The sequence below is a fragment of the Neobacillus sp. plas4 genome, from assembly GCF_057221695.1.
In genome coordinates this window covers 1,443,707-1,470,556 of the sequence record NZ_CM170152.1, presented here as the reverse complement: position 1 = coordinate 1,470,556, position 26,850 = coordinate 1,443,707, and the positions used below count along the sequence as shown (strand labels likewise).

Annotated in this window: 31 protein-coding genes, 1 pseudogene and 1 riboswitch; of the genes and pseudogenes, 22 read left to right on the top strand and 10 right to left on the bottom strand. The window is 36.2% G+C overall.

Features of this window, described 5'->3' with window-relative positions; genetic code table 11:
* Nucleotides 1–63: 63 nt before the first annotated feature.
* From AC2TFD_RS07345 to thiT, 5 genes are all read right to left on the bottom strand, one after another.
* Nucleotides 64–522: a helix-turn-helix transcriptional regulator gene (locus tag AC2TFD_RS07345; protein WP_335516861.1), complete on the bottom strand. Its 459-nt coding sequence runs from the start codon at nt 520–522 to the stop codon at nt 64–66.
* A gap of 103 nt (nt 523–625) precedes the next feature.
* The gene (locus AC2TFD_RS07340) at nt 626–781 is read right to left on the bottom strand and encodes a FeoB-associated Cys-rich membrane protein (protein WP_335516864.1); all 156 of its coding nucleotides are present in this window, start codon (nt 779–781) and stop codon (nt 626–628) included.
* 19 nt (nt 782–800) lie between these two features.
* The gene (gene feoB, locus AC2TFD_RS07335; RefSeq protein WP_484675371.1) at nt 801–2,807 is read right to left on the bottom strand and encodes a ferrous iron transport protein B; all 2,007 of its coding nucleotides are present in this window, start codon (nt 2,805–2,807) and stop codon (nt 801–803) included.
* Nucleotides 2,807–3,031, bottom strand: a complete 225-nt coding sequence (locus tag AC2TFD_RS07330; RefSeq protein ID WP_335569607.1) for a FeoA family protein — start codon at nt 3,029–3,031, stop codon at nt 2,807–2,809. Before AC2TFD_RS07330 ends, feoB begins: the two co-directional genes overlap by 1 nt.
* Before the next feature lie 329 nt (nt 3,032–3,360).
* Nucleotides 3,361–3,936 (bottom strand): energy-coupled thiamine transporter ThiT, encoded by a 576-nt coding sequence (thiT, locus tag AC2TFD_RS07325; RefSeq protein ID WP_335513414.1) that lies wholly within the window; start codon nt 3,934–3,936, stop codon nt 3,361–3,363.
* A gap of 125 nt (nt 3,937–4,061) precedes the next feature.
* A riboswitch (TPP riboswitch) is annotated at nt 4,062–4,168 on the bottom strand.
* A gap of 118 nt (nt 4,169–4,286) precedes the next feature.
* Between thiT and AC2TFD_RS07320 the strand changes: the two genes are divergently transcribed.
* The 4 genes from AC2TFD_RS07320 to AC2TFD_RS07305 all read left to right on the top strand — a co-directional run bounded on the left by AC2TFD_RS07320 (nt 4,287) and on the right by AC2TFD_RS07305 (nt 7,716).
* The gene (locus AC2TFD_RS07320) at nt 4,287–5,420 is read left to right on the top strand and encodes a histidine kinase N-terminal domain-containing protein (protein ID WP_335568932.1); all 1,134 of its coding nucleotides are present in this window, start codon (nt 4,287–4,289) and stop codon (nt 5,418–5,420) included.
* A 186-nt stretch (nt 5,421–5,606) separates the two neighbouring features.
* The gene (locus AC2TFD_RS07315) at nt 5,607–6,008 is read left to right on the top strand and encodes a MerR family transcriptional regulator (RefSeq protein WP_335513417.1); all 402 of its coding nucleotides are present in this window, start codon (nt 5,607–5,609) and stop codon (nt 6,006–6,008) included.
* Nucleotides 6,009–6,069: 61 nt separating this feature from the next.
* Nucleotides 6,070–7,422 (top strand): hemolysin family protein, encoded by a 1,353-nt coding sequence (locus AC2TFD_RS07310; RefSeq protein WP_335513412.1) that lies wholly within the window; start codon nt 6,070–6,072, stop codon nt 7,420–7,422.
* Nucleotides 7,423–7,536: 114 nt separating this feature from the next.
* The gene (locus AC2TFD_RS07305; protein ID WP_335513410.1) at nt 7,537–7,716 is read left to right on the top strand and encodes a hypothetical protein; all 180 of its coding nucleotides are present in this window, start codon (nt 7,537–7,539) and stop codon (nt 7,714–7,716) included.
* Nucleotides 7,717–7,783: 67 nt separating this feature from the next.
* On the opposite strand, the gene AC2TFD_RS07300 is transcribed toward AC2TFD_RS07305, so the two are convergent.
* Nucleotides 7,784–8,119: a hypothetical protein gene (locus AC2TFD_RS07300; RefSeq protein WP_335513408.1), complete on the bottom strand. Its 336-nt coding sequence runs from the start codon at nt 8,117–8,119 to the stop codon at nt 7,784–7,786.
* A gap of 369 nt (nt 8,120–8,488) precedes the next feature.
* Between AC2TFD_RS07300 and AC2TFD_RS07295 the strand changes: the two genes are divergently transcribed.
* The 6 genes and pseudogenes from AC2TFD_RS07295 to AC2TFD_RS07270 all read left to right on the top strand — a co-directional run bounded on the left by AC2TFD_RS07295 (nt 8,489) and on the right by AC2TFD_RS07270 (nt 13,714).
* On the top strand, nt 8,489–8,785 hold the full coding sequence (locus AC2TFD_RS07295) for a HesB/YadR/YfhF family protein (RefSeq protein ID WP_335513406.1): 297 nt from the start codon (nt 8,489–8,491) through the stop codon (nt 8,783–8,785).
* 284 nt (nt 8,786–9,069) lie between these two features.
* Nucleotides 9,070–9,784 (top strand): annotated as a pseudogene (atpB, locus tag AC2TFD_RS07290) (F0F1 ATP synthase subunit A).
* Between the two features lie 51 nt (nt 9,785–9,835).
* Nucleotides 9,836–10,222, top strand: coding sequence for a F0F1 ATP synthase subunit B (locus AC2TFD_RS07285; protein ID WP_335568933.1), 387 nt, complete (start codon nt 9,836–9,838; stop codon nt 10,220–10,222).
* Nucleotides 10,223–10,225: 3 nt separating this feature from the next.
* Nucleotides 10,226–11,197: an AtpZ/AtpI family protein gene (locus AC2TFD_RS07280; protein ID WP_335568934.1), complete on the top strand. Its 972-nt coding sequence runs from the start codon at nt 10,226–10,228 to the stop codon at nt 11,195–11,197.
* An 88-nt stretch (nt 11,198–11,285) separates the two neighbouring features.
* Nucleotides 11,286–12,542, top strand: coding sequence for a DUF445 domain-containing protein (locus AC2TFD_RS07275; protein ID WP_335568973.1), 1,257 nt, complete (start codon nt 11,286–11,288; stop codon nt 12,540–12,542).
* Nucleotides 12,543–12,637: 95 nt separating this feature from the next.
* Nucleotides 12,638–13,714, top strand: coding sequence for a putative glycoside hydrolase (locus AC2TFD_RS07270; protein WP_335568935.1), 1,077 nt, complete (start codon nt 12,638–12,640; stop codon nt 13,712–13,714).
* A gap of 43 nt (nt 13,715–13,757) precedes the next feature.
* Here the strand turns inward: AC2TFD_RS07270 and AC2TFD_RS07265 are convergent, their stop codons facing one another.
* Entirely contained in the window at nt 13,758–15,896 is a 2,139-nt protein-coding gene (locus AC2TFD_RS07265) for a heavy metal translocating P-type ATPase (RefSeq protein WP_335568936.1), read from the bottom strand.
* Between the two features lie 223 nt (nt 15,897–16,119).
* On the opposite strand from AC2TFD_RS07265, the gene AC2TFD_RS07260 reads away from it, so the two are divergent.
* From AC2TFD_RS07260 to AC2TFD_RS07245, 4 genes are all read left to right on the top strand, one after another.
* Nucleotides 16,120–17,133 (top strand): multicopper oxidase domain-containing protein, encoded by a 1,014-nt coding sequence (locus AC2TFD_RS07260; RefSeq protein ID WP_335568937.1) that lies wholly within the window; start codon nt 16,120–16,122, stop codon nt 17,131–17,133.
* Between the two features lie 18 nt (nt 17,134–17,151).
* Entirely contained in the window at nt 17,152–18,321 is a 1,170-nt protein-coding gene (locus AC2TFD_RS07255; RefSeq protein ID WP_335513391.1) for a ZIP family metal transporter, read from the top strand.
* Nucleotides 18,322–18,334: 13 nt separating this feature from the next.
* Entirely contained in the window at nt 18,335–18,502 is a 168-nt protein-coding gene (locus AC2TFD_RS07250) for a twin-arginine translocase TatA/TatE family subunit (protein ID WP_335513389.1), read from the top strand.
* A 392-nt stretch (nt 18,503–18,894) separates the two neighbouring features.
* A complete protein-coding gene (locus AC2TFD_RS07245) occupies nt 18,895–19,005 on the top strand; it encodes a YjcZ family sporulation protein (protein WP_335568938.1) in 111 nt (36 codons plus the stop codon).
* A gap of 235 nt (nt 19,006–19,240) precedes the next feature.
* Here AC2TFD_RS07245 and AC2TFD_RS07240 read toward each other — a convergent pair whose 3' ends face one another.
* On the bottom strand, nt 19,241–19,828 hold the full coding sequence (locus AC2TFD_RS07240; RefSeq protein ID WP_335568939.1) for a DUF1259 domain-containing protein: 588 nt from the start codon (nt 19,826–19,828) through the stop codon (nt 19,241–19,243).
* Between the two features lie 55 nt (nt 19,829–19,883).
* Nucleotides 19,884–20,198 (bottom strand): hypothetical protein, encoded by a 315-nt coding sequence (locus AC2TFD_RS07235; protein ID WP_484675370.1) that lies wholly within the window; start codon nt 20,196–20,198, stop codon nt 19,884–19,886.
* Between the two features lie 271 nt (nt 20,199–20,469).
* On the opposite strand from AC2TFD_RS07235, the gene AC2TFD_RS07230 reads away from it, so the two are divergent.
* From AC2TFD_RS07230 to AC2TFD_RS07195, 8 genes are all read left to right on the top strand, one after another.
* Entirely contained in the window at nt 20,470–20,841 is a 372-nt protein-coding gene (locus AC2TFD_RS07230; protein WP_335568940.1) for a hypothetical protein, read from the top strand.
* A 58-nt stretch (nt 20,842–20,899) separates the two neighbouring features.
* Nucleotides 20,900–21,184, top strand: coding sequence for a hypothetical protein (locus AC2TFD_RS07225; protein WP_484675369.1), 285 nt, complete (start codon nt 20,900–20,902; stop codon nt 21,182–21,184).
* A 46-nt stretch (nt 21,185–21,230) separates the two neighbouring features.
* Entirely contained in the window at nt 21,231–21,605 is a 375-nt protein-coding gene (locus AC2TFD_RS07220; RefSeq protein WP_484675368.1) for a hypothetical protein, read from the top strand.
* 141 nt (nt 21,606–21,746) lie between these two features.
* Entirely contained in the window at nt 21,747–23,324 is a 1,578-nt protein-coding gene (locus AC2TFD_RS07215) for a GMC family oxidoreductase (protein WP_484675367.1), read from the top strand.
* Between the two features lie 145 nt (nt 23,325–23,469).
* Nucleotides 23,470–23,988: a DUF1259 domain-containing protein gene (locus tag AC2TFD_RS07210; RefSeq protein ID WP_484675366.1), complete on the top strand. Its 519-nt coding sequence runs from the start codon at nt 23,470–23,472 to the stop codon at nt 23,986–23,988.
* 279 nt (nt 23,989–24,267) lie between these two features.
* Complete coding sequence (locus tag AC2TFD_RS07205; RefSeq protein ID WP_335568942.1) at nt 24,268–24,597, top strand: hypothetical protein; 330 nt, start codon at nt 24,268–24,270, stop codon at nt 24,595–24,597.
* Between the two features lie 63 nt (nt 24,598–24,660).
* Nucleotides 24,661–24,951 carry a hypothetical protein gene (locus AC2TFD_RS07200; RefSeq protein WP_335568943.1) on the top strand — a complete coding sequence of 97 codons (291 nt, stop codon included), beginning with the start codon at nt 24,661–24,663 and terminating at the stop codon, nt 24,949–24,951.
* 60 nt (nt 24,952–25,011) lie between these two features.
* Nucleotides 25,012–25,377: a hypothetical protein gene (locus tag AC2TFD_RS07195; protein WP_335509635.1), complete on the top strand. Its 366-nt coding sequence runs from the start codon at nt 25,012–25,014 to the stop codon at nt 25,375–25,377.
* 46 nt (nt 25,378–25,423) lie between these two features.
* On the opposite strand, the gene AC2TFD_RS07190 is transcribed toward AC2TFD_RS07195, so the two are convergent.
* Nucleotides 25,424–26,833, bottom strand: coding sequence for a SpoVR family protein (locus AC2TFD_RS07190; protein ID WP_335509633.1), 1,410 nt, complete (start codon nt 26,831–26,833; stop codon nt 25,424–25,426).
* Nucleotides 26,834–26,850: the final 17 nt, after the last annotated feature.

The following is a 26,850-nucleotide window of genomic DNA, read 5'->3' as shown; positions in this document are numbered from 1 at the left end:
GGAAAAATTAACCAAATGGGTGCAAATAAAAAAGCAACCGAAATATTTCCCGATTGCTTCTCTTTATTGGTATAGCTTGGTAACCTCTTTAAAGCGGATTTTCGCTTGTTTCTCATCAAAGCTGCTATAAATCCGATAATGTTTGTCATCCAAAATACGAAAATGTTTACTAAGAATATTCTGCTGAAGGATAAAGCCGTTTTTTCTTAACACTTCTCGCCACCAAATCCGGCCGCCAAATGTTTTCATTTTTCGGTAGTCGATCCCTTCGCGCGCAACTGTCTCTAGAACTTCTAGCGGTTCATTTCCAAATAAAAATTGGACTGTTTCGGTTTCTCGAAACAATGCAACGATTGATACAACCGTTGACCAGCTTGCAAGTACCCTCCCTTTTTCAATCTGTACCAGTGTTTTTTTGGATATACCTATAATCTCAGCCATTTTATCTTGTGTATAACCTGCTTCTGTGCGGATTAATCGTAATTTATCAGAAACTAGCTTAATGATCTCTTCTCTATTCATCTTCGTAACCCACTTTCAATTCCTACTAGTGTAATATTACACAAGTTCCCTACAAATTAAAAGAAAAAAACTGCTATCGTATTTGATGATAGCAGTTTTTTGTTCATTTAGGGGGAATGCCGCACTGACTTTGACTAGAGCAGGATTTTTCAAGATCACAAGCTGCACATTTTCCTTTTTTTGATTTATTTATAAATTTAACCAATGCCCATGTGGCGTAACCAAAAATCGCAGCGCCAATGATAATATTTGCTATCATTGAGATCACCTTCCTACTCTTAGACTAGACCAAACAGCTTGCCGCCCTGATAAATAAACAAGCATAAAACATACGCAAGTATTAGGGCATAAAGAATTGAAAAAGCCGTCCATTTTCTTGAACCTGTTTCTTTATAGATTGTTGCGGCAGTTGCCAAACAGGGGATATATAATAGAATAAAAACCATAAAGCTGTACGCAGCAAGCGGTGTATAGAAATCGCTCAGTAAACCTTGCAAACTCGCATTTTCGGGTACGAAATAAATAATATTCATGGTAGAAATAATAGCTTCTTTTGCTAAAAATCCTGTTATTAGAGAGGCCGCTGCCTGCCATGTCCCAAATCCAATTGGATCAAGAATTGGTGCAAATAAATTCCCAATCGCTGCTAAAAAGCTATCATCCATTTCCACTTTTAATCCATTTGGTCCCGTATAGGATAACAGCCAAATGAAAACAGAGCCAGCAAAGATAAATGTTCCAGCTTTTCGAACAAAGCCCTTTCCCTTATCCCAGGTACTTCTCCAAAGCGACTGGAATTGAGGTAGCCGATATGGCGGCAGTTCAATAACGAACAGAGATATTTCAGATTTCAATAAGGTTTTAGAGAATATTTTTGCTAATAGTAATGCAATTACAATTCCCAGAACATAAAGACTTAACACAAATAGAGCTTTGTGTCCAACAAAAAATGCACCAACAAATAATGCGTATACAGGAAGTCGTGCAGAGCATGACATGAGTGGTGTTAATAATATTGTCATTAGTCTTTCACGTGACGTTTCAATTGTTCTGGCAGCCATGATACCAGGTACATTACAACCAAACCCGATCATCATCGGAATAAATGCCTTTCCATTTAGCCCAACAGACTCCATAATCCGATCCATTACGAGGGCAACCCGTGCCATATAACCTGAATCCTCTAATAAAGAAATAAAAAAGAAAAGAATAAAAATCTGTGGAACAAATACTAGTACCCCGCCGACACCTGCAATGAGACCCTCAATAATCAGCGCATGGATAAAGTCAGAAGCGTGTATCGCAAGTAATAGGCTTTCAAATCCCGCTGTTACCGGTCCAGTCAAAAATCCATCAAGGATGTCAGACAATGGTGTTCCCAGCCAATCAAACGTCAGCATAAACATCAAATACATGCATAGCAGGAAGATTGGCATTCCTAAGTAACGATTGGTAACAATTGCGTCTATTTTTTCCGACAAGGGTTTAGTTGTACCTATTTTTTGAACAGATGACTTTAAAATTTTCTCTATAACTTCTTTCCTCTTCATATATATAAAACTTGCAAGTGTTTTTACATTGTTATTTTCTTGTATAACTACAGACTCTAACTGGGAAATAAGTTCTTCAAGCTTATGAACCTCAACAAAATCAGCGAGATATGTTTTTACATATTCATTGCTCTCAAATAGTTGAATAGCAAGCCATCTAGGTGAATGATTGGTCTTCCCTATTAATTCCATACTTATTTTATTTATGGCATCTTCTACAGCACCACCATAATAAATATGTTTTTTTACCTTTGAATGGTTGGATTCAGTGGAAATAACTTCAATTAATCGATCACACCCTTTTCCACTCCGAGCAACTACAGGAACAACGGGTACCCCTAGGATTAGTGACAGCTTTTCAGGATCAATTTGAATTCCTCGTTTTGATGCGACATCAACCATATTTAGGCCGATTAGAGATGGTTTTTCATATTCAAGCATTTGTAAGGTTAAATGTAAATTACGTTCTAACTGAGAAGCATCTAAAATATTTAACAGCCTGTCTACCTGTTCTTCCAAGAAAAAAGAAGTTACAACCCCTTCATCCTTTGATAATGGATTAAGTGAATAAACACCAGGCAAGTCAATTAACCTTCCTATATTATTCTTAAAGACTCCGACCTTTTTCTCAACGGTTACGCCACTCCAGTTACCAACGTATTCATAGGATCCTGTTAGATTATTAAACAATGAGGTTTTTCCAGTATTCGGGTTTCCAATGAGGGCAACTTCCATTAAACTCTCTCCACTTCTATTAAGCGTGCCTCTTTGCGGCGGAGACCAACACACTGTCCGCATGATTCAATCATCACTGGTCCGCCAAATGGCATGATACATTTAACACAAACTTCTGAACCCTCAGTAATTCCCAGGTCCATCAGCCTTCTCTGTACTAAGCGGCCTACCTTAGAAATATTAACGATGATTCCTTTCTCTCCTACCTTAAATGATCCGAACATTTCTATCACCCTTACATATGTTAATTGAGAATGATTATCTTTATTTATAAGGTAATTTTACCATTTATATCTGCTAAATTATGTGACAAAAAACCGAAATAAAATAAGAAAAGCGTAAGCGCCCTGGTCAGCGGCGTATGGCCTGGAGGGCTCCAACTGAGATAAAGGAAACACGAAGAGCCGTAGGCGATTCGATGGTGACTTATCGTAGGGCGGAGACCGAAGGACACTAGCCGCTAGGGCGCTGGAGCTGGACAGTAATCTAGGTTCAAAAATTCATCCTTTATTTCAAAAAAAAGAGAAAAGTCAAGGACTTTTCTCTTTTTATCTTAGATCATTTTTTTCGGTGCCGCACTTATAATCAGGATTACAATGATTGCACTTACGATAAAGCTTGGAAGCATGTAGGTTCCATTGTAAACAAAGGAATACACAGCTACTGGCTGACCCGCAGGCGCATATTCACCAAAAAATACGATTCCGGAATAGACGTGAGCAAGATATCTTAATGCACTTCCCAAGAATGTACCTAAAACTACATAAGTGATCCAGCTTTTTTTGTGATTATTTGCAAGAGAATTTTTCACCTGTGAAGCAAAAATTCCTGCTAAACCAACGACTGAAAAGGCAATGCCATAATCAATAATACCTTGAAGCAGTGTATAGATTTGCGAAAAGCCTAGAATGAACTGAAGTAATCCAAGTAAAAACCCAGATAGGATACCGCCTTTCCACCCCCAACGAAAGGACATTAAGAAAATTGGTATCATCGCGATCGAAATGGATCCTCCTTGCGGCCATATTTTTAGCGACAAGAGACCTGAAACCAAATCTAATAAATATGCTAGTGCTGAAAATACGGCTACTTCGACTAGAAATAATGTTTTATTGCGCTTTTTTTCCATACTTGTTCCCCCTAATTTTTTTGGAGAACGTTCGATAGGCTTATTCCTGTAATTTAATATGGTGCCTTATTAACAAAAAAAAGCAATGCACGACATATAAGGATTGTCTGCATTGCTTGATATTGATATCTGGCAAACCACATCCCTACGCTAGCGTTAACTAACAGGTTCATAGGGTCAGAACTCGAACGTTCACTCTCAGCCACCGAAAGCAGCTCCCCTTGTGGAAATATTTAATTAATTTCTTAACAAATATACTATTTTTATAGAACTTTTACAAGGAAAACCTCCTAATCATGGTATAATTAAATAACTAGTCTGTTCGGATTTGCCTTAGGAGGAAAAGTGTGATGGTATCTGAAGTACAAACGGAATTAATTACTTTTTTTGATAAGAATAAAAAAAGTTTAATAGAAGAGTGGGAAAATTCAATTGTCATAGCTGATGGAGATCCCTTTAAAGAAAAAATAAGGCAGAATGGGATAACTATGTTTAATATAGTGCTAGACATGCATAAACTGAATGAACAAGATTTATTAGAGATGATTCAACAGCATGCATTAGAAACTTCTGAAGAAAGAGCCCAAGCCAATATTAATATTGGCGATTTTGTCTATAATGTCAATCTCGGAAGAACCATTTTATACAGTTATTTAGGGAAATCTGGTTTACAATGGTCAGTTCTTCAAGAATCAATTAATAGGATAAATTTCTGCTTTGATAAATTCCTTTATTACGCAGTTACTCATTATACAGAAGCTAAAAACAAAATTATTGAAGAAAAAACGATGTTTATTGATTCGACTCATCAAGACCGTTTAACCCTTCTCGGGCAAATGACATCAAGTTTTATCCATGAATTTAGAAATCCACTCACTTCGATTCAAGGATTTATTCAACTTCTTAAGGCTGACCATCCGGATATGAAATATTTAGAGATTATTTCAAGTGAGTTAGACCAGCTGAATTTTCGAATTTCACAATTTTTATTATTATCAAAGAAAGAACTAATAGGAAAAGAAAAAGAGGAATTTCATTTTAATAAATTAATTGATGAGGTTTTAAATTTCTTATATCCTTCAATTTTAGATGGTAAAGTAAAAATAAAAAAAGAAATTGTCGAAGAAATTTCTCTTTATGGATATGCAGATGAAATTCGTCAGGTTTTTATTAATATTATCTTTAATGCCATTGACGTGTTAATTCATCACAGAATTCCAAACCCAACCATCGAAATTAACAGTTATATTGAGAATAACACCCATGTTATGTTATCTATATCCAATAATGGGCCAATGATCCCTTCTGAATTAAGTAAAACGATATTCGAGCCTTTTTTTACAACAAAAAAACTCGGTACCGGGCTCGGGTTGTTCGTGTGCAAAGAAATTATTGAAAAACATAAAGGTGAATTAACCTGTTCATCGTCGCCTAAAATCACGATATTTACAATTAGATTACCATTAGCTGCGTCTCCTTTATAGGAGACTTTTGTTTCTTATTTTATTTTTGAAAATTTATAATTTTCTTATTCATACCTGCGGAACTTTATTCATAAAATATTGATACTAACTATTATTCAAACTAGAACGTTTGACTGTACAGTTGTAATTGACTATAATTATTTTAAAATTTAGTGATCGAGGTGGTATGATGGGGCTGTCTATCGTATCGGTGAATTAGCGGAAATTGCAATGGTCTCTAAGCGGACAATCGATTATTATACTTCACTTGGTTTATTAAACGCAGAGCGTTCCAAATCTAATTACCGAATTTATTCTGAGGAAACGTTAAAGGACTTAAAGTTTATAGAAGAATGTAAGAGTTTACACTTTCCACTTGAAGAGATTAAAAGAAAGCTAGATATGAGGAAAGACAAATCAATTTGTGAAGCAGAAGTGGAAAAACATCTAAATATAGTTATACAGCAAATGCATCAACTGCAAAATGATTTATTTGACCTCATTCCAATTAGTTATAAATTGGATGACCTGCAGAAAGAAAATTTAACTACCAATCTTATGCTGCTTAAATCAGTCTTAAAGAAATCCCTTTTGACTGTTAAGTGTTAATTTTTTTATATTACTAGGAGGTGACTCCTTACCTCGTATTATTCGAGGTAAGGGAAATTATTTGGACATATTTAACTTGGTGATAATAGCCATTTTAATTGCGTTAACTGCTTTTTTTGTAACTTCAGAGTTTGCTATTGTAAAAATCCGGAGTTCAAGAATCGACCAGTTAATTGAGGAAGGTAATTCGAGTGCGATTTCAGCAAAAAAAGTAATTTCGAACTTGGATGAATATCTATCTGCCTGCCAGTTAGGAATTACCATTACTGCCCTTGCTTTAGGTTGGATTGGGGAATCAACGATTGAGCATTTACTTACTCCCCTTTTCAACGGACTAGAAATTCCTGAAGGTGTTTCCCACATATTATCCATTGGGATTGCATTTGCGACCATTACATTTTTACATGTTGTCGTAGGAGAGCTAGCACCTAAAACATTGGCAATTCAAAAGGCCGAATTAATTACGCTTATTATGTCACGACCTCTAATATTCTTTTATAAGGTGATGTACCCCTTTATTTGGATATTAAATGGGTCAGCACGTATTGTGACGAGCATTTTTGGTCTTAAGCCTGTCTCTGAAAATGAAATGGCACATACCGAGGAAGAGCTTCGAATTATCCTATCTGAAAGCTATAAAAGTGGCGAGATTAACCAATCTGAGTTTAAGTATGTAAATAAAATTTTTGAATTTGATAACCGAATCGCCAAAGAAATTATGGTTCCAAGAACGGAAATCGTTTCATTATCAAAGGATGATTCTCTGGATACTTTTCTTCACGTCATCCGGGAAGAAAAATATACTAGATATCCAATTATAGATGGTGATAAGGACCATATAATTGGCTTAGTTAATATTAAGGAAATGGTGACTGATTTAATCAGTAACGAAACTCTTTCCACAAAAACACTAGAACACTATACTCGTCCCATTATTAGAGTCATAGAAACGATTCCAATCCATGACCTGCTCGTTAAAATGCAAAAAGATCGAATGCATATGGCAATTTTAATGGATGAATACGGCGGAACATCCGGTCTAGTTACAGTTGAGGATATTCTTGAAGAAATTGTTGGTGAAATCAGAGATGAATTTGATTCGGATGAAATCCCAATGATTCGGAAAATAAAGGAAAACCACTACATTATTGACTCTAAGGTTTTAGTTACGGAAGTAAATGATTTACTCGGAGTCGATATTGATGATGAAGATGTTGACACCATCGGCGGCTGGATATTAACCGAAAATTATGAGGCAAAAGAAGGAGACTCGATTCATCACGAATCCTATTCATTTAAGATTCTTGATATGGAGGAGCATCATATTAAATATGTCGAGGTAACAAAAAATGTAAGTGATGAAGAAGCAAACTCTAAAAAAATTACCTTGTCACAAACTGAAGTGCTATCCTAATTTCCTTCTTCAAAACAGGCCAAATTTGGTCTGTTTTTTTGTAATATTTTTGTAATAATCCAATCACTCTCCACCTTGAAAACATATTTTAATCTAAAGGGGGGAGAACTACCGATGGAATTAATTTTATTATTTTTAGCTGCAATCCTATCTGGATTTGTATTAATGAGTGTTGAACTGGTATCATTTTTAAGTTTCTTAGGTCCAATTCTTGATATCGTAGGCTCATTAGCAATGATTATTTTTTCTTTAGCACTTCTCTTTACAGCGCTCAAAAAATTATTTGGCAGATAAATTGAAGGCGATTTCAAACGTTTTCGATAAAAAAGATCAGATTATTATTATCTGATCTTTTTTGCAGTTATCTATTTTTTAGGATAATAATTTCCTCTTCGGCTTTGGCTAGCTTAATTAGATGTGAATCAAGCCGACGATTAATGTGTTTAACTTCCTCACTTTTTCCTGCATGCTTCTTTATTTCATTCACCACATTACTCTGCACATCTTCAATACGTTGCAGAGATTCCTTAATATCAGATAAGTCTATTTGGTTGACCTCTACTCGATGTTCAATACTGTCCATTTGCTCTAAACGAGAAAGTCGATGTTCGATATTCTCTAAGGTTTTATTAAAAGTATGAATTAACGTTTTAATGTCTGAAATGTTCTCAGTTAATTTATCAAGTTTTTGCTCCATCGTTTCTAACTCCCTTTTCGTAGTAAATCCATTTTATCATCTTTACTATCTTAATTATGTTACAATTTAGAAAACATTAGCTGGAACATTTAACTTTCCTATTGAACCATTACATCAGCCATTTTCCCTTAATCCTTCCCAGTCTATATATCCTTATTATCCACTTTTAAAGGTAAATATTGCAGAATTTTGAACATTTATAAAAAACATAATCAGCAAACGAAGGATTGTGAATAATGTCACATGCAAACCTTCTGAAAACCCTTACTCTAATATCATAAGGAATGTCCTAACATTTCTTTTAAAAAATATACAAGGTTTCAATCCTATTAGGAATATTACCATTTGGAAAAGGCTGGTGGATTTAAGATGATCATTTCAATTGATGAAAAAGCTGCAAAGTGGTTAACGAATGAATTCCAAAACAATTCCGTAAGAATGTACCCACAATATGATGGTTTTGGTGTGAAAAATAAGGGTTTTAGTCTGGCATTTTCTGCAGAAGCACCATCCAATATTGGATTTACAAAAGAAATAAAAGGTGTTCGGCTTTATGTTGAAGGGAACGATGTTTGGTTTTTCGAGGATACTGAAACATGTTTATCTTATAATGAAGATGTGAAAGAAATTCAAATATCCTTCAAGGAAACAATCGCGATTAACTAGGAAATTCAATTCTATACAGATAATATCTAGGGCACCCATGATTAGCGGGTGCCCTTTTAACTCCATAAATACTATTCAAAACAATATAAATGACTTCACTAACTCTGCATTAATTTTGTTTTAAATCATGAAAATTATATTTTTCCGAAAATTAGAAATAAATTATTAATTATGTTGAAATAATAATTCATTCGTTATATAATGAAAGCGTCATCTAGTAAATATTACCTATATTTTATGAGCTATAGCTTATCCGCCTAATCTCGAGAAAGGGGTTGGACATCTTGGAACACGCTAGACCTCAGATAGTACTATTTCATTTAACTTTTGATTTATCGATCATCTTAACCACCACCATTGCAGCTCTACTAGTTTTCTCCATTGCCTATTTTTGCACTAGAAATCTTACCAAGGGTGTGCCAAAAAAATGGCAAAATTTCATGGAATGGATTATGGACTTTGTAAAGAGCATTATGACTAGCTCAATGGGTTCCACAAATAATTTATTTATTTTATCGACTGGGGTATCACTTTTAATGTATTTGTTTATCGCCAATCTATTGGGTGTCCCATTTTCAATTATCACGAGTGAAGACCACCCAGTATCATGGTGGCGCTCCCCTACCTCAGATGCCCATGTCACTATGACGTTAGCCATCATGATTATCGCCTACACACACTTCATCGATATCCGCCTGCATGGTTTTTAAACATTTCCTAATCAGCTTCTTCAAACCCTTTAAAGCCTTATTCGCAATAAATATCTTGGAACAATTTGCTACAACTTTAACCTTAGGGCTTCGTTTATTTGGTAATATATATGCTGGAGAGGTTATGCTTGCCTTATTGGCTGGTGCTGTCACTCATGGATTTGCGGCAGCAGTTTTAGCAGCATTGCCAATGCTCATTTGGCAAGCATTCTGTGTCTTTATTGGTGCTATTCAGGCTTACATATTTGTAACACTTACGATGGTTTATATTGCTCACCGCTTAACATAACAGCGTATCGGCTGCTTACACTAGACAATAAAATGAAAGGAGTTGTAAAAATTGGGTGATATAACCTTGTTTGGACTCCCCATTTCTTTGGGAACGATGGTATATCAAGCACTTATTTTTACCGTTTTAGTTTTTATTTTAAAGAAACTCGTTTTTAAAAAGTTAGTTGGTGTCTTAGACAGCAGAAAACAACATATCGAAAATCAACTTCAATTAACAGAGCAATATAAGCAAGAAGCTGAAAGAAAACTAGAGCTAAGTACTAAAATTCTTAATCAAGCTAGAAAAGACGCTAGAGAAATAATGAAGAAAAGTGAAAACGAAGCAAAATCAATTATTTTCAATGCTAAAGTCGAGGCTAAAGAAATCCTAAAGGAAGTAAAAGAGGAATCATTCCGTTCCCGTTCATTTATGCATAAAGATAGTAAGGGGGCGTAAAATATGAAACACAAGTTTATTAAACATGTGGGCAGAGTAACTGAAAATCTTGAAATAGGTTTTGAAGAAAAATTTATTTACATTCATTACTCAAAAGGCGACACAGAAAAAACAGCTTGTATTTTAAAAAATAATGATAAAACTAAAAATGATTATCTAGAGCCTTTCTTCAAAGAAAACAATGTCTCTGAAGAAATGAAGAAAGAGGTAAGAAAATTTATTAACAATGAGAAGAACTTTACCGATGAACATTGGGGCGAATTCACAAATTTCTTAATGAAGACCCTTTCTCTAAATATGGTATTAGGTTTAACAGCCGCCATAATTGTCTTTGGATTTTATAAATTAGGCTACTTCTTAGATGGCCGCTATGGCCTCCAACCTTGGCTGACAGTCCTCTGTACGTTTGCAGGCATTGGAATCGGCGGACTTACAGGCTATGTAATGGTTCAAAAATACCTAAAAAAACCAGTGAACACAACGATTCAGAATGAGTATGATTCACAAAGGGAAGTGAACCAAGCAACTGAATATCCAATCATTGATTTAACCATTGATGAGGTTAGGAAAGCCATAAGACAATTTTCAGATAATCTTCCTAAAGGGGTATATCGGACGATTATTGTCGAGGACGATAATCGCATTGACTTTAAACAACTAGCCCATATTTTAGGCGGGATTCCTTCGAAAAAGTTTTATATGTCAAAAGAAACCTATGATCTTTTTGAAGAGGCCGAAAAGAAAATACCGGTTGAAATGGATATGGTTCAAAATGCAGTCGACTTATATGTGAAGGAACGTAAGGAATTCCCCATGCTTCGATTTGATCCCGATCGAAGAGTAAACTATTACCAGTTAATTCAAGATAATTATTTAAAATCCACACCTGAAACACAATTTTATATAACTGAATTAGATGGTCTCATAACCCACATCCGCCCTGAAAAAAGAAAAGTAGAAAACTCCTCATACTAGCAAATGAGGAGTTTTTTTTTGCATTTTTTGGTGATATTGAGATAATAGGAAATAGACACTATACAGTAAAAAAATGAGGGATACAATGATGTCGAGAAAAACGTATAAGTCGCAGCATTTAGCGAAGATTTCTCTTGCTGTGATGGGAGTAGGTTTCGTTGGGACTTTCCCCTTTCAGGATACTCTCTGGGGAACCATTCTCCAGGGAGGATTTGAAGCAGGTTTGGTTGGGGGTTTAGCAGACTGGTTTGCAGTCACTGCATTATTTCGCCATCCTTTAGGGTTACCTATACCACATACTGCACTATTACCAAAAAACCGTAAAAGAATCATTGCAGGTATCATTTCTATGCTCGAAAATGATTGGTTGACAAAAGATAGTATCAGAAAGAAAATAGCAACGATTCCATTTGCAGAAAGATTATTTCCTATTGCCGAACAAGCGATATCAGGTCAACCTGTTAGAACAGGAATAATTAAGGCTATCGAGCATTTGCTACACTCTGTTGATAGTAAGAAAATCGCCCCTGTCATCGAAGTTGAATTAAAATCTAAGCTAAATGATATAGACACAAGTAACTATCTACCACTCGCAATTGAGCAGTTAATAAGCAGGAAATATGATGAAAAGGCACTCGATTTTGTCCTTAAAGAAATTGATGAGTGGTCCAAAAAAGAAAGTACAAAAGAAAGACTTGGCAGGATGGCAGTTGACGCATTAGAAAATATTAAAGCGGATGGTTTTATGCAGTTTGCTCTAAAATCTTTTACCAATATTGTGAATGAAGAGAAATTAGGGAGTATTATTCAGGGTCTTATTCAAAAGGGTGTTATCAGCTTTCAGGATCCCTACAATCAAAATAGACAAACTCTGCTTTTTCATATAAATACAAAGCTTCAGGATATTAAAACCGATAAGAACCTTACCCTGGAATTAAACAATATCAAAGATCAAATGATTACAGAATGGAAAATAGAGGATAAAATTATTGATTTTATAGAACAGCTAAAACAAAAAGCCACTATATTTATAGAATCACCTAACTTTTACGAGAATTATCTCCTTCCACTATTAATAAAAGCCATTGAAAGCTTAAAATCAGATCAGGAAAAGGTAGACGCCATAGAGTCTTGGATTAAACAGCAAATCACAATCTTTGTCGATAATAATCATTCCAAGATTGGAAAACTAGTCGAGGAAAACCTAGAAAAGCTGGATAATAAAACACTTATTGATATGATTGAAAACAATGTCGGAAAAGATCTGCAATGGATTCGGGTCAATGGTGCTGTTTGCGGATTTCTCATTGGGCTTATCTTGGTCGGCATAAAATTAATTTTTTAAAAATCCGGGCTATCTTGAACTTCAAGATAGCTCTTTTTGATAAATTTCACTTTTATGCACATGCTAAAAGGAATAAATAAAAAAGGAGCGATGGTATGAGAAAATATTTGCTTTCCCTTTTTGTATTACTATTAACCTTCAGTCTTCTGTTTCATGAAACGGTTCTAGCTTCTAACCCCCTTCAAGAGCCCATCAGGGGTATCTATGTAACTGCTTCAAACACAAAAAAACCCTTGTTTAATCAATTACTATCACTTATCAACAATACCGATTTAAACGCAATGGTCATTGATATCAAAGATGATCATGGAAATCTAACTTTCATCCCTTCAAAAAATTCAACCTATTACCCAATAGGACGTCCATACATTTCGAATCCTTCTTCACTCATGACTACCTTAAAGTCAAATAATATTTATCCAATTGCAAGAATTGTGGTTTTTAAGGATAATGTCCTAGCTAATAAGAACCCAGACTTATCTTTTAAATCAACGAATGGATTATGGAAGAATGCCCGCGGAGATTCTTTTACAAACCCCTTTCTCAAGGAGGTTTGGGATTATAATATTGGTATAGCCCTTGAAGCAGTTAAATTAGGTTTCAAAGAAATCCAATTCGATTATGTACGTTTTCCTGAGAAGTTTGAAAAAGTGGAAAAGGAGCTTACCTACGATAAATTGTCATTTCAAGGAAACAGGGTTACGGCAGTAAGCGAGTTTGTAAAATACGCAAAGGAGAAACTCTCGCCATATAATGTTAAGGTGTCAGTCGATGTTTTTGGAAATGCTACTGTTATCCCTGAGGCAAGTGGAATAGGACAAAATTTCACAAATATCGCCCAACATGTAGATGTTATTTCTGCGATGATTTATCCAAGCCACTGGACAGCGATATTCGGTATAGAAAAACCTGATTTACACCCCTATCTCCTTGTTGAAGGCTATGCGAAGGTTGAAAAGGAACGATTAAGAAGATTGACCAATCCGCCAATTTCCCGTCCATGGTTACAGGATTTTACTGCCTCTTGGCTCGGAAATGGTAACTATAAGGCCTATGGTAAGAAAGAAGTCGAAGACCAAATCCGAGCATTACATTCACAGGGAATCAATGAGTTCTTATTATGGAATGCAGCAAATAACTATACTCCAAACGTGGATTATACCCCTTTCTAATATAAATTGAATAAAGGCTTCCCAAACTGTCGGGAAGCCTTTATTATTTTTCTTTTATTCTGAGAAGCCGTAAACCATTTAATGTGACAATAAGCGTCGCACCCATATCAGCAAAGATAGCAATCCAAAGTGTCAGCCATCCCGGAATTACTAACAATAATGCCACAAGTTTAATTCCCAAAGAGAAGGTGATATTTTGTTTAATAATTACCAAGGCTTTCCTGCTTAACATAACCGTAAACGGTAGTTTTCCAAGATCATTAGCCATTAATGCAATATCTGCAGTTTCGAGAGCTGTATCGGTTCCAGCTCCCCCCATGGCAACACCAATCGTAGAGGCAGCTAATGCTGGTGCGTCGTTCACCCCATCACCAACCATAGCAACTCGATCATATCGTTTTCGAAGTTCTTTAATGAAAGTTAATTTATCTTGAGGCAATAGATCTGCTTTTATATCAGAAACTCCTGCCATTTTTCCAATGGCATGTGCTGTTTCAGCGTTATCCCCCGTCAGTATTATCGTTTTTTGTATTCCTAAGGAGTGAAGTTTTTGGATAACATCCTTACTGTTATTTCTCAATTCATCACTAACAGCAAGCATTCCCAATACCTCTGATGCAGTACCAGCCACCATTACTGTTTTCCCTTGTTTTTGCAGGTGTGCAATTTGGGCTTTTTGATCATTTGCCAATCCGTTTGGTAAGATTTCCTCAAACAAGTTAGGACTGCCAACATAATACATTAACCCATTTACTCTCCCTTTAATTCCTTTACCTGTTATAGATGTAAAATCCTCAATCATTATGTTTTGATATGATAATTTTTCATCTACTGCTTTTTTCATAATCGCTGAAGCTAGTGGATGTTGCGACCCATTTTCCAATGCGGCAACAATCTTTAGTAATTCATCTGAATCTACAGGGGATTGTGGCAGATAATCCGTAACCACCGGGATCCCCTTCGTTAACGTCCCGGTCTTGTCAAAGGCAATTGCTTTAATGGCTCCCATTTCTTCTAAGTGGATTCCGCCTTTGATAAGAACACCATTCCTAGCCGCATTACCAATTGCGGTTACAATGGATACGGGAGTGGAAATAACAAGTGCACAAGGACAACCTACCACTAATACTGCCAGCCCTTGGTAAATCCATTTTCCCCAATCTGCTTCAAGAAACAGTGGTGGCAGCACGGCTACCCCTAATGCAAAAAGCATGATGATTGGCGTATAGTATTTTGCAAATCTATCAACAATTGCCTGCGAAGGTGCCCGTTCTGCTTGAGCCTCCTCAACCAGGTGAATAATCTTTGCAATCGTTGTATCGTCGACATGTTTGGTAATTTTAACTTCAAGTAAACCTTCTCCATTTAAAGTTCCGGCAAAGACCTCTTCATCAATCGTTTTTGCCGCAGGAACCGATTCACCTGTAATAGCTGCTTGGTTAACAGCAGATTCCCCTTTTACTACGATTCCGTCCAGCGCAATTTTCTGTCCAGGTTTGACAATCATAATATCACCGATTTGAACATCTTCCACTTCGACTGTAAATTCTTTTTTCCCCCTTCTAATCAAGGCTTCTTTAGGAGCAATATCCATTAAAGATCGAATGGACTGACGGGCTTTATCCATTGAGTAAGACTCCAGGGCTTCGCTTATGGCGAATAGAATAACAACAGTGGCCCCTTCACCCCATTCACCGATAAAAGCTGCTCCAATAACAGCAAGGGTCATTAACGTTTTCATATCAAACTCTAAACGGGTTAAATTCTTAATTCCGGTGCTAAATAGGCGGTAACCGCCAATTAAAATCGAAGCCCCATAGGCTATAATCGTAGAAATACTATTTTCCCCATACAATTCCGCCGAAATCCACCCAATCAATAAGAAAACCAGCGAGGCAATCACGGTCGAATGTTTTTGAAAGAATGGTTCTTTTTTCTCTTCCAATTTTTGTTTTTCAGGAAATATTTTTATGTTTTCAAAAGCTCCTGCTTTTTCTATTTCCTCAATGGTGGTTACACCATAAACAGTTAGTTTAGCAGCACCAAAGTTTACTTGCGCATCAGAAACACCATCCAGGTGTTTTACGTTCTTTTCGAACTTTGTCGCACAGCTTACTCAGGTGAACCCTTGTACACGATAAACGGTTTTATCATTTACTTTTTCCAAACCAGCATTACTCATTTGCTTTCAACTCCAATCGGTGAGTAAAGGCATTTCGTATATACATTCAAATGTTCATTTGATTATAGTATATACAATTGGTTTATTAATGGTCAAACGATTATTTGAATGTTTTAATATATTATTTTATTTTCATATTGACAAAAAGATTGTCTTTAACATAGAGTATTGGCAAATACAAATATTTTTGCACTAAGGAAACTTTTTAAGAGGAGGTCAAAGAATGGCTGATAATAAGATTTCACGCCGGGATATTTTAAAAATCGGGACTACAGGGGCACTAGGGATAGCCGGCAGTATTTATTTAAATAAAATGGCACCCCTTTCTAATGTAGTTCATGCTGAAGAGCATCCATCAAGTCACAGTACTCATTCTGTGAATCACAGCAATATGCATGATTCTTCAAAAACAGAAGGATATATGATGGCCAATCGTCTTCTTACTGAATTTGATTATGGAAAAGTAACAAAGCTTTCAGACGGTCGGACTTTACGTGAATATGAGGTTATAGCAGTTGACAAGGAAATTGAAATTGCAAAAGGGATTAAGTTTCCTGGTTGGACCTTTAACGGAACCATCCCTGGGCCAACATTCCGTTGTACCGAAGGAGATCTATTACGATTTTATTTTGTGAACAAAGGAAGCCATCCCCACTCTATTCATTTTCACGGTATTCATCCACCTGAAATGGATGGATTAAGTCCTATCCTGCCTGGCCAATCATTTACTTATGAATTTGAAGCAAAACCCTATGGGTTACAAATTTATCATTGCCACGTACTGCCTTTGGCTCGACATATTCACAAAGGCTTATACGGCAACTTTATTATTGATCCAAAAACGCCGCGAAATCCTGCACTTGAATTAAATATGGTCATGAATGCATATGATTTAGATTTGGATGGAGCAAACGAATTTTATACGGTAAATGGGTATGCCTTTGCCTTTATGAATCATCCAATTAAAGTGAAGAAGGATGAACTTGTCCGTATTTATTTAAGTAATTTAACCGAGTTTGATTTATTAAACTCATTTCATTTACACGCCAACTATTTTACCTATATCCCAACAGGCAGAAATGAAAACCCAACACATTTTACAGACACCATCATGCAATGTCAGGGTGAACGCGGGATACTTGAAGTCCGTTTTCCATACAAGGGAAAATATATGTTTCATGCTCATGTTAGTGAATTTGCTGAGCTGGGCTGGATGGGATTTTTTCAGGTTGAATAGAAAGGAGTGTAAATGATAATGAAAGCAAAATGGCTGATTACCTTACTAATTCCACTAGTTCTTTTAATGCTGGTATTGGGATGGGTATTTAAAAATGGGGCCGGAGTAGAACGAGATCCTGCGGCTCCCATTGAAGTGCTAAATGTCGAGCAAATTAACATTGTCCCATCAGGATTTGAGTTAGATGTCAGTAATACGGGGCCGGAGGCATTAACGATCTCTCAAGTGATTGTTGATGATTCAGTCTGGAATTTCACCATGACTCCGGATTCAACGCTTAATCGATTTGATAGTGCGCAGGTAACCATCCCTTATCCATGGGTTGAAGGTGATCCACATACCATACTTTTACTATCTGAAAACGGAATCATAACAGAAGCTGTAATTGATGCCGCCGCATTAACCCCAGAATTCTCTTGGGATAATGTATTGAATTACGGATTTATTGGTTTTTATGTAGGGATTGTCCCGATTACATTAGGATTATTGTGGTATCCATTTATGAAACGTATGAAAAAAAGCTGGATTAATGCCATTCTTGCTCTTACTGTAGGGCTCCTATTATTTTTATTTTTTGGGACGTTATTCGATGGGTTCGAAATTGGATCTGAAGCACCGTCCGTGTTTCAAGGGAATATGGTCGTTATCATTAGTACTGTTCTTACCTTCCTTCTCTTAATTGGGTTCGATCAATATCAACAACAAAGGCAGAAAAGAAATGGGTATTCACCACTTGGAATCGCCTTATTGATGGCAACAGGAATCGGACTTCACAATTTTGGTGAAGGATTGGCAATTGGTTCCTCCTTCGCCCTTGGTGAAGCTGCATTAGGTACGTTTTTAATTATTGGATTTACCCTGCATAATATCACGGAGGGAATCGGAATTGCGGCACCCTTATTGAAGACTAATCCAAAATTCAGCCAATTTGTATTATTAGGCTCAATCGCTGGTGCACCCGCCATACTGGGAACTTGGTTCGGTGGATTTATCTTTTCACCTATTTGGGGTGCAGTATTTTTAGGAATTGGTGCGGGTGCTATCTTACAGGTAATCTTCGTGATCTCTAAAATGCTGTTAGAAGATCATAAAAAGAACAATGAACCTTTTGTTTCATGGATGAATTTTGCTGGCTTTACAATTGGAATGTTAATCATGTATTTTACAGCTTTCTTTGTAAAATTTTAAGGGGTGCTTAAAAATGGGAAATATCGGATTAAGCGGTGGAATTATCATTTTTGTAATAGCCTTAATCGTTTTTGGACCGAAAAAGCTTCCAGAGCTCGGTCGTGCAGTGGGGACAACGCTTAGAGAGTTTAGACAGTCCACAAAAGGAATAATGGACGATAATCAAGATAAAGAAAAATAACCATAATCCTAATATTAAGAAGGATGTTCTGAAAGTTTTACTTTTAGGAACATCCTTTCACTTTATAAGTATTTCCAATGGACCGCTCTTTCATTATCTCAAAATAAAATTGCCCTATTTATCTCCAATTTGTTGATTAGTACTCCATTGATGGTATTTTGAAGGAGGTCTATATTTTTAAATAATTCAATAATTATAGCCTTAAATGTTTATAGAAAATAGTAAGCCAAAATACAAAGCAAATATAAAACTACATCCGAAAATAGCAGTTACGTTATACCAAAATCCTAACTTAAGAGTGATTAATCTAAAAAAAATTGCATGTTTGTCCATTTCAGATTTACCATAATTCCATACTATATATAGAATCTATAAAGAGGTGGTGAAACATTATGTCATACGAAGGCGGATATGGTGGTGGATCTAGAATGAACTTCGCACTAATCGTGGTTCTATTCATTCTATTAATTATTATTGGTGCAAGTTTCATGAGCGGGTACTAACCCTGTAAATGAATTACAGAACAAAAACACACAACTTCTTTAGTGAATAGAAGCGTCAAGCGACGCTTCTATTTTACTTTTTATTTTATTTTGGGATGCTTAATAAGGCACTGTCTTTTGATAGTTCTATAACGATTACCGCTTTTTTAAAAATACAAATCCAATGCTGATTAATTTTTAAAAAATTAAAGACCTTCAATAAGAAGGTCTAAATTTTCAGATTCGCATTATTTGTTTAGAATAGACCTGCTTCTTTTGCAGCAGCAAAACTATTTCTAGCAAACTCTTCAGGTGTCATGCCAACATTTTCCCAATGCATATACATTAAACGCGGTTTTTCAAACAGCCAATGGTTATGAAATGCCGTTACAATAATTCCTCTCTTTCGTAATGCTGAAATTAATGGATTAATTTCTCTTTGGAGAACAACGGATTCCCCAAGATTAAGACCATTATTTTCAAACGTTAACATAAATGGCAGTGCAAGTGGAGAACGAGTGCGACGACCTAAAATAGTAGCTTTAATATCTCGTAAACGCATTATAGTACAAACAGGAGCTGCTGATATAACCATGCCACCAATAATATCTGCCAGCCGTTGGCACTGTGAAGTACTGATACCCCTAACATCACCAGGGGAATCATGCCTAGTAAATTTTGAACTCGATTCTAATTCAAAATCCATTTCATTCCTAACTCTGTTGTTTGAATTGTACCCACTTGATTCAAATTCTGCATCAGCCTGAATACTATCAAAAGAGTTGCGATCGGTATCACGATTAGAAAATCCGAACCAATTACCAAAAATGTCTCTTCTCTCCATCAAAAACCACCTCCTTGTCCCTTACTATTTTTTAAAAACTCCACCCATAATAAAATTAGACTCCTCTGCGTCTGCGTCTACGTCTACGTCTTTGTTCAACATCAAGATCAACATTTAAATTTTGATCCTGATCATTCTCTTGTTCTTGTTCAGAAGCAACCCTCGAATTACTTCTACTGTTTAAAGTAATATCTACTCTTGAATTACCTGAGTTTGTTATTGTTGCACGAGCCTCATTGGTATTTCTATCAACGTTGCGAACATCTGCCTCAGCCTCAGATTCGCTTCGACTTCTTACTCTATTATCGATATCTGTATCGACATCTACATTTGTATTGACATTATTCCTGTTATGTCGGTTTCTTTCCATTGAAAATCTCCCCTTTCTTGTCCTTGCTAAATATTTTATTCCTTTGATTAAAAATGGCATGGTTGCGTGTCTGAGGTTACTACCTATTTTTTTGAAAATATTGTAAATTAAACCATTACTCCCTCCCTACTTAAGATATTTTCTCGAAAAATAATTCCAACTATGGTCATTTTTACCCAAAAAAGGGCGTTTGTCTTCGGCTTCATGTCCAATCTAGAGAGGCGATTAACGAATAAAATGCTAAAGAGAATAGGGAAAGGTGTTGGTCTAAATGAAAAGGGAAAGAGAGTTTGATAATCGAAGAAACCAATCTGTGTTTAGAGGTTTTGCAAAAAGCAATGACACTAACAACAACAGGAACAGGAACAGGAATAGGAACAACAACAATAATACAAATGTAGATGTTGATGTGGATATTGATAATGAATTTGATAATGAAGTGAGAAATACTTCAGAATCAGAAGCGGAAGCAGAGGTACAAAACACCGATAAAAACACAAATGTGGCTAGGGCAATGATCGATAACTCAGGGAACTCTCGGGTGGATGTACGATTAAACAGCAACAGCAATGCTCGTGCAAGATCTGACCAAGAGCAAGATAATGAACAAGATCAAGACACAAATGTGGATGTTGATTTTTAAGATGGATTCTGACAAATGAATTTTTAAAAAACATTTAAGAAATTTTGAAGGAAATAAAATGTCAAGAAGAGAAAATAACCGTCGTAATAACACAAACACAGATGTGAATGTTGATGTAAATAATGATTTTGAAAACGACATTCGTAATGTTTCAGAGTCAGATGCAGAAGCAGACGTACGCAATGTTGACAGAAACACAAATGTGGCTAGAGTAACTATCAATAACTCAGGTAATTCCCGTGTAGATATTAACTTAAATAGCAGAAGTAATGCACGTGTAAGAACTGATCAAGATCAAGAAAACGATCAAGATCAAAATACTGATGTAGATGTGGATTTTTAATTTAACAATAAATGGTGGGGCCATGTTATTAGGATAGGTGGAAATAATGGGAAAATACACAGGCAAGAGTAAGTACCTCCCTCCTGGTTGGCAAAATTCAAAAAATAATAACTCTTCCGAATCTCTTGCTATCAAAGAAGATACCGTAAGAATTAAAAGCGAAAACATAAATACGATTGGACAAAGTGGCAACTCTGATGTAGATGTGCATGTTGATGTACATGTGGAGACTACACCAATAGCATTTGCCATTCTGACTTCGCTACTTGCTACTAAACAAATGACTGTGGAGGAGTTTGATGAAGCGGTAAGACGGCTTGAAAGTCTTTTCCATGGAAAGGGTTTTAATGTTACTTCATTAATACCGAATAATGTTACTGATGTAAAATTGTTCACAAGAAGTAAAAGAAGAGTGGATTAATTGTACCACTCTTCTTTTCAATAAAATTTATTAGAGAACGAGGGATTAGCAATTTAATTATTTTTATTATAGACCTCCCTTGAGCTTCGTTTCCCCTATTTTGCCGTATCATAGAAAGTTGATAAAAAGAGGGATGTTTATATGGAAAAAAGTTCAACAAACATGTTTGATTTTATCGTCGTTGGAACGGGTCCTGCTGGTGCAGTGATGGCTAAGACACTTTCTGATGATAAACAAACGTCGGTGCTAGCTTTAGAGGCAGGAGAAAATAATGATAGGGATAAGCCGATTAAGGATTCTAGATTTGCTCCAGAATTAGAGGAACAATTTTTCGCACAATATTTTTGGCAAGGAGAAGGTGTACCTCAACCAGGAGTAGATAACAGAACCTTTGAATGGACCACCGGCCGGCTTTCTGGTGGCGGTTCATCTATTAATGGAGAACAATATGTTAGACCTACACCTTCTGTTTTAAGAGATTGGCAAATGCTCTTAGGACCACTCTGGTCACCTGAAAAAGCTATACAAACCTTTAAACAGTTAGAAAATTTTCGTGGTAAAACAAATAGCCCAGAATTTCACGGTTTTGATGGGCGTTTGAATATCAGGCAATCCCCATTAAATCCTCCTAATATGACAAAAAAGCTGGTTTCAGCAATGGAACAAGCAACTGGTTTTCATAAAATACTTGATTATAATGACCCCAAAACCCCTATAGGTCCTTTTACTCGCTGGCAACTATTTCAAAAAAACAATGGACAGCGTGAGAGTTCATCCACTGCATTTTTGTCTTCAGACATTATGAGTCCTAAAGGAATTGGTGTAAATGGGCGTAAATTAAGAGTGGTGTTTAAGTCAACTGCACTACGTATCTTATTCGATGGCAAAACCGCAATTGGTATTGAATTTCTAAGTGAAGGGAAAAAAGTACGTGCATTTGCCCGTAAAAAAGTGATTATATCAGCAGGCATAAACAGTGCCCAACTTTTAATGTTATCGGGGATTGGACCAGCAGACGATCTTCACCAGGTAGGTATTCCTGTTGTATTTAATAATCCAAATGTAGGTGAATTTTTAACCAATCATACTTTAAATACAGCTACATTTACGGTAAATCGGAAAGATATTCCAGAGCTGCAAAATGACCCATTCGCTCTTTATACAGGCGGTGCTTTTTTGCCTAATCCACTTAACAGCAAAAATGACAGACGTCGTGGTGTACAGTTAATAGGGATATTTTCGGAAGGAAGTTTAAATATTGCTATTTTATTTTTACAACCTAGAAGCCGTGGAAGAATTGAAATTCAAAACAATGATCCGTTAAAAATTGTACTTGCGGATGAAGGTTTTCTTGATAACCGTTATGACATGGAGGTAGTTAAAGCAATATATAAAACTTACATTACAGATATTGCCGACAAACTTTCAAAAATTGACCCTAATTATCAGCTGGTTAGTCCCACTCTTGAAACCATTGAAGACGATGAAGAACTGGAAAACTATATAAGAGAAAACTTCGACCATAACCACCATCAACAAAGCTCACTACGTATGGCACCTTTTAATCGCGGAGGGGTAGTTGATCCCTTTGGTAATGTACATGGAGTTGATAATTTAATTGTTGCCGATGCTTCTATCATACCGTTTACAGTCGACGGTAACACTTCTGCAGCCGCTTACCTAATTGGATATACAATAGCGAAACACCTAACACAGTAAAATAACATTGGTGATATACTACTTTTGAAAATACCTTATAGCCATTTTTCGAAAATAGTTGTTTACCAACGGTTTAATGCCTATTCCGATTTTTCATTACTGAATAAACTGATTAATAAATCTTTTGGACAAGGAGGTGATTTTAGTGAGTAGAAGAGAGTATGATTACTCAGGAAATGATAATTACTCAAGAGATTTTGATTTTGACCAGAATATGGATCTAGATTCAAGAAAAAGACCTTCAAATGATAGAAGAAATATGGATAAAAAAAGTAATACCTCAACTTGCCAACAACTTGCAGATATTATTGGAGGAGAGGTTATTACTGCAGCTCCTGCCTGTGTTGTGCAACGTCTTCGTAACATTGATGCTACTATTTTAGGCCGCCGCACCCGATCCCCACTTGCACTTCCATTTGCATTATCCTTTGAAAATAACATTGACGGAAGAACGCTGAATCTAGGAGAAACAGTTATCCTTCAAAAAGAAATTAATCCTTTCCTAACTGCGTTGCGCAAGAGAGGCATTATTGTAACTGCATTTCATAACCATTGGCTTTTTGAGAATCCAAGATTAATGTATATGCACTGGGAGAATGTTGGAGATCCGTTTAAGTTTGCAAGAAACAGTTTTGAAGCCGCTAGAGAAGTTGGTTTGATTTAAAATCAAAGCCATTTGTGACGATTATTATTCTATCTCACAAATGGCTTTAAATATTTTATCCCTATAATATCTTCCATAGCTTATGTAATAGCTACCAGTACTAAATATATAGAGATCATTTTTAGTCATTACAACGGTTTCCTTCAACTTCATGCGATGACCTTTGCGAAGAGTTTTCACCAAATAAAAAAAGGTGTTTGTCCCTCGGTAATTTGTCCATTCCCTTACTCCATTTGAAGAATAAACTATTTAACAGGTAAAGGAAAAGGGGTGGATTAATTGATTAGAAGAGAATTTGATAATCGGGGAAATCAAAGTGGGTTTAGAAGCTCTAAAAACAATAACAGCAATAGCAGCAATAACACTAACATAGATATTGATGTAGATACCGATTTCGAAAACGATGTTCGCAACCGTTCTGAATCAGATGCAAATGCAGACGTACGTAATACTGACAGAAATACAAATGTTGCTAGAGCAACTGTCAACGATTCAGGAAATGCTCGGGTTGATGTTGTATTAAACAGCCGCAGCAATGCTCGTGTAAGAACTGATCAAGAGCAAGACAATGAGCAAGACCAAAATACCGATTTGGATATAGATTTTTAAGTTATTTTATTTATATTTCTTAAACTCTTTTACAAAATTTATAATTTTAGGGGGATTACCAAAATGGCAAGAAGAAATTCAGGAAGAAACCGCCGTAATAACACAAACACAAACGTTAATGTGGATGTAAATACTGATTTTGAAAATGATGTTCGCAACCGTTCAGAATCAGAAGCAGATGCGGAAGTACGTAATACTGACAGAAATACAAATGTTGCGAGAGCGACAATCAATAATTCAGGAAATTCTCGTGTAGATATTGCACTAAATAGCAGAAGTAATGCTCGAGTAAGATCGGATCAAGACCAAGACAACGATCAAGAACAAAATACAGATGTGGACGTTGATTTATAATAAACCATTGAGGGTGGGATAAATGTATTCCACCCTTATAACAAGGGTGGGTGGGAATTAATGGAAAAACACAGAGGTAGAAACGGGTATATCCCTTCTGGCTGGCAAAACTCAAGGATGAATAATAACAACACCTCTGAATCTCTTGCTTTCGAAAAAGATGATGTAAGGATTAAAAGTGAAAACATTAACACGATTGGACAAAGTGGTAATTCCGATGTAGATGTGCAAGTTGACGTATTTGTTGATACCACTCCAATTGCATTTGCCATCCTTACTTCCCTGCTCGCAACCAAACAAATGACTGTGGAAGAGTTTAATGAAGCAGTAAGGCGTCTTGAAAAACTTACCCAAGACCGGGATTTTAATGTTACTTCATTTGTACCTAATAACATTTCTGACGTAAAATTATTCAAAAGAAATTAGAGAAGAGTGGAATAATTTGTTCCACTCTTTTAAGTTTTGATATCGTCTATAGGTATTTCCGATGGACACCTTTTCCATCATAGGAAAATAACATTCTTCTCTCTTCAATCAAAGTTTCAATGTGAACAGGTCTTCCCCATAATTGTTGAATATAGGGTAATACTTTTTCAAGGTATTTAACATCTAATTCGACACCCTCATACCAATGTTTTAGATAAAGCTCGCCATTCTTTAAAAAGTCACCGTCATTGACAGTAATGTATGGGAACCCTCCATTTACCCGCATATTTACTAACTGATCACGTACTTGTTCCCATTGTTTATCCACTATTTTGTAATCCCTTCCCTGCTTTTGAAAAAGATACATATCTTCTCTCATGACAAGGTCTTTATTTAAATAATTGCGTAAAAACGAGATGTCTGATTCAACCTCTCGAACTTCAAACATTTTTTCCCGACCAGAACCAGGTGCAACCCCTCTTTTAATCATTTCATCGGTTGGATTATTATAACGTTCTTCAATGTCTTCAAAGATTTTAATACCTAGGTAGTACGGATTGATTCCTGTTTTTGATGGCTGAACGACTCCGGCATTTAACTTTGCAAATTCAATCGCTTCACCACTTGTTAAGTCCATCTCCCTGATAATTCGTTGGTGCCAATAGGATGCCCAGCCTTCATTCATGATTTTCGTTTCAAGCTGCGGCCAAAAATATAGCATTTCTTCCCGCATCATCGTTAAAATATCTCGCTGCCAATCCGTCAGCTCTCTGCTATACGTTTCAATAAATAAGAGTAGGTCCTTTTCGGGTCTTGGTGGAAATTGTTTTTTTCTAGGCTGAGCCGGCGCCTGTTTCCCTTTATCGTCTAACTTCCATAAATCATCATATGGAGTGGCTGTTTGCTGGACTTCTTCTTCAGCCTCATCTTCAAGTGACCAAGCAAGCTTAGGTCTCATCAGTGAAGGATCAATATGTTCATCAATAGCCAGCACCGCATCGAGAAAAGTCTCCACTTCCTTTTTACCAAATTGAATTTCATAGCGGCGAATTCTCTCTGCTGTGGCGGCCATACTTTCTACCATATCCCGCTTGGTATTTTGGAACCGAACGTTATTTTTAAAGAAATCACAATGGGCAAGTACGTGCGCAACGATTAATTTATTTTGGATGAGTGAATTGGAATCTAATAAGAATGCATAACAAGGATTGGAATTTATAACCAACTCATATATTTTACTTAGCCCTAAATCATAATGAAGTTTCATCTTATGAAACTGCTTGCCAAAGCTCCAATGAGAAAATCTAGTAGGCATACCATAGGCACCAAACGTATAAATGATTTCAGCTGGACAAATTTCATACCGCATAGGATAAAAATCCAAACCAAAGCCTCGTGCAATTTCAGTTATTTCACTAATTGCGTATTCAAGTGCTTTGCGATCGTCCCCATTCATCGCCATTCCCCCTTTAC

Bases quoted from the DNA above. Each gene is read 5' to 3' on its own strand.
- AC2TFD_RS07345 (WP_335516861.1), bottom strand. From the start codon at position 522: ATGAATAGAGAAGAGATCATTAAGCTAGTTTCTGATAAATTACGATTA.
- AC2TFD_RS07340 (WP_335516864.1), bottom strand. From the start codon at position 781: ATGATAGCAAATATTATCATTGGCGCTGCGATTTTTGGTTACGCCACA.
- feoB (WP_484675371.1), bottom strand. From the start codon at position 2,807: ATGGAAGTTGCCCTCATTGGAAACCCGAATACTGGAAAAACCTCATTG.
- AC2TFD_RS07330 (WP_335569607.1), bottom strand. From the start codon at position 3,031: ATGTTCGGATCATTTAAGGTAGGAGAGAAAGGAATCATCGTTAATATT.
- thiT (WP_335513414.1), bottom strand. From the start codon at position 3,936: ATGGAAAAAAAGCGCAATAAAACATTATTTCTAGTCGAAGTAGCCGTA.
- AC2TFD_RS07320 (WP_335568932.1), top strand. From the start codon at position 4,287: ATGGTATCTGAAGTACAAACGGAATTAATTACTTTTTTTGATAAGAAT.
- AC2TFD_RS07305 (WP_335513410.1), top strand. From the start codon at position 7,537: ATGGAATTAATTTTATTATTTTTAGCTGCAATCCTATCTGGATTTGTA.
- AC2TFD_RS07300 (WP_335513408.1), bottom strand. From the start codon at position 8,119: ATGGAGCAAAAACTTGATAAATTAACTGAGAACATTTCAGACATTAAA.
- AC2TFD_RS07295 (WP_335513406.1), top strand. From the start codon at position 8,489: ATGATCATTTCAATTGATGAAAAAGCTGCAAAGTGGTTAACGAATGAA.
- AC2TFD_RS07280 (WP_335568934.1), top strand. From the start codon at position 10,226: ATGAAACACAAGTTTATTAAACATGTGGGCAGAGTAACTGAAAATCTT.
- AC2TFD_RS07275 (WP_335568973.1), top strand. From the start codon at position 11,286: ATGTCGAGAAAAACGTATAAGTCGCAGCATTTAGCGAAGATTTCTCTT.
- AC2TFD_RS07270 (WP_335568935.1), top strand. From the start codon at position 12,638: ATGAGAAAATATTTGCTTTCCCTTTTTGTATTACTATTAACCTTCAGT.
- AC2TFD_RS07260 (WP_335568937.1), top strand. From the start codon at position 16,120: ATGGCTGATAATAAGATTTCACGCCGGGATATTTTAAAAATCGGGACT.
- AC2TFD_RS07255 (WP_335513391.1), top strand. From the start codon at position 17,152: ATGAAAGCAAAATGGCTGATTACCTTACTAATTCCACTAGTTCTTTTA.
- AC2TFD_RS07250 (WP_335513389.1), top strand. From the start codon at position 18,335: ATGGGAAATATCGGATTAAGCGGTGGAATTATCATTTTTGTAATAGCC.
- AC2TFD_RS07245 (WP_335568938.1), top strand. From the start codon at position 18,895: ATGTCATACGAAGGCGGATATGGTGGTGGATCTAGAATGAACTTCGCA.
- AC2TFD_RS07240 (WP_335568939.1), bottom strand. From the start codon at position 19,828: ATGGAGAGAAGAGACATTTTTGGTAATTGGTTCGGATTTTCTAATCGT.
- AC2TFD_RS07235 (WP_484675370.1), bottom strand. From the start codon at position 20,198: ATGGAAAGAAACCGACATAACAGGAATAATGTCAATACAAATGTAGAT.
- AC2TFD_RS07230 (WP_335568940.1), top strand. From the start codon at position 20,470: ATGAAAAGGGAAAGAGAGTTTGATAATCGAAGAAACCAATCTGTGTTT.
- AC2TFD_RS07225 (WP_484675369.1), top strand. From the start codon at position 20,900: ATGTCAAGAAGAGAAAATAACCGTCGTAATAACACAAACACAGATGTG.
- AC2TFD_RS07220 (WP_484675368.1), top strand. From the start codon at position 21,231: ATGGGAAAATACACAGGCAAGAGTAAGTACCTCCCTCCTGGTTGGCAA.
- AC2TFD_RS07215 (WP_484675367.1), top strand. From the start codon at position 21,747: ATGGAAAAAAGTTCAACAAACATGTTTGATTTTATCGTCGTTGGAACG.
- AC2TFD_RS07200 (WP_335568943.1), top strand. From the start codon at position 24,661: ATGGCAAGAAGAAATTCAGGAAGAAACCGCCGTAATAACACAAACACA.
- AC2TFD_RS07195 (WP_335509635.1), top strand. From the start codon at position 25,012: ATGGAAAAACACAGAGGTAGAAACGGGTATATCCCTTCTGGCTGGCAA.
- AC2TFD_RS07190 (WP_335509633.1), bottom strand. From the start codon at position 26,833: ATGAATGGGGACGATCGCAAAGCACTTGAATACGCAATTAGTGAAATA.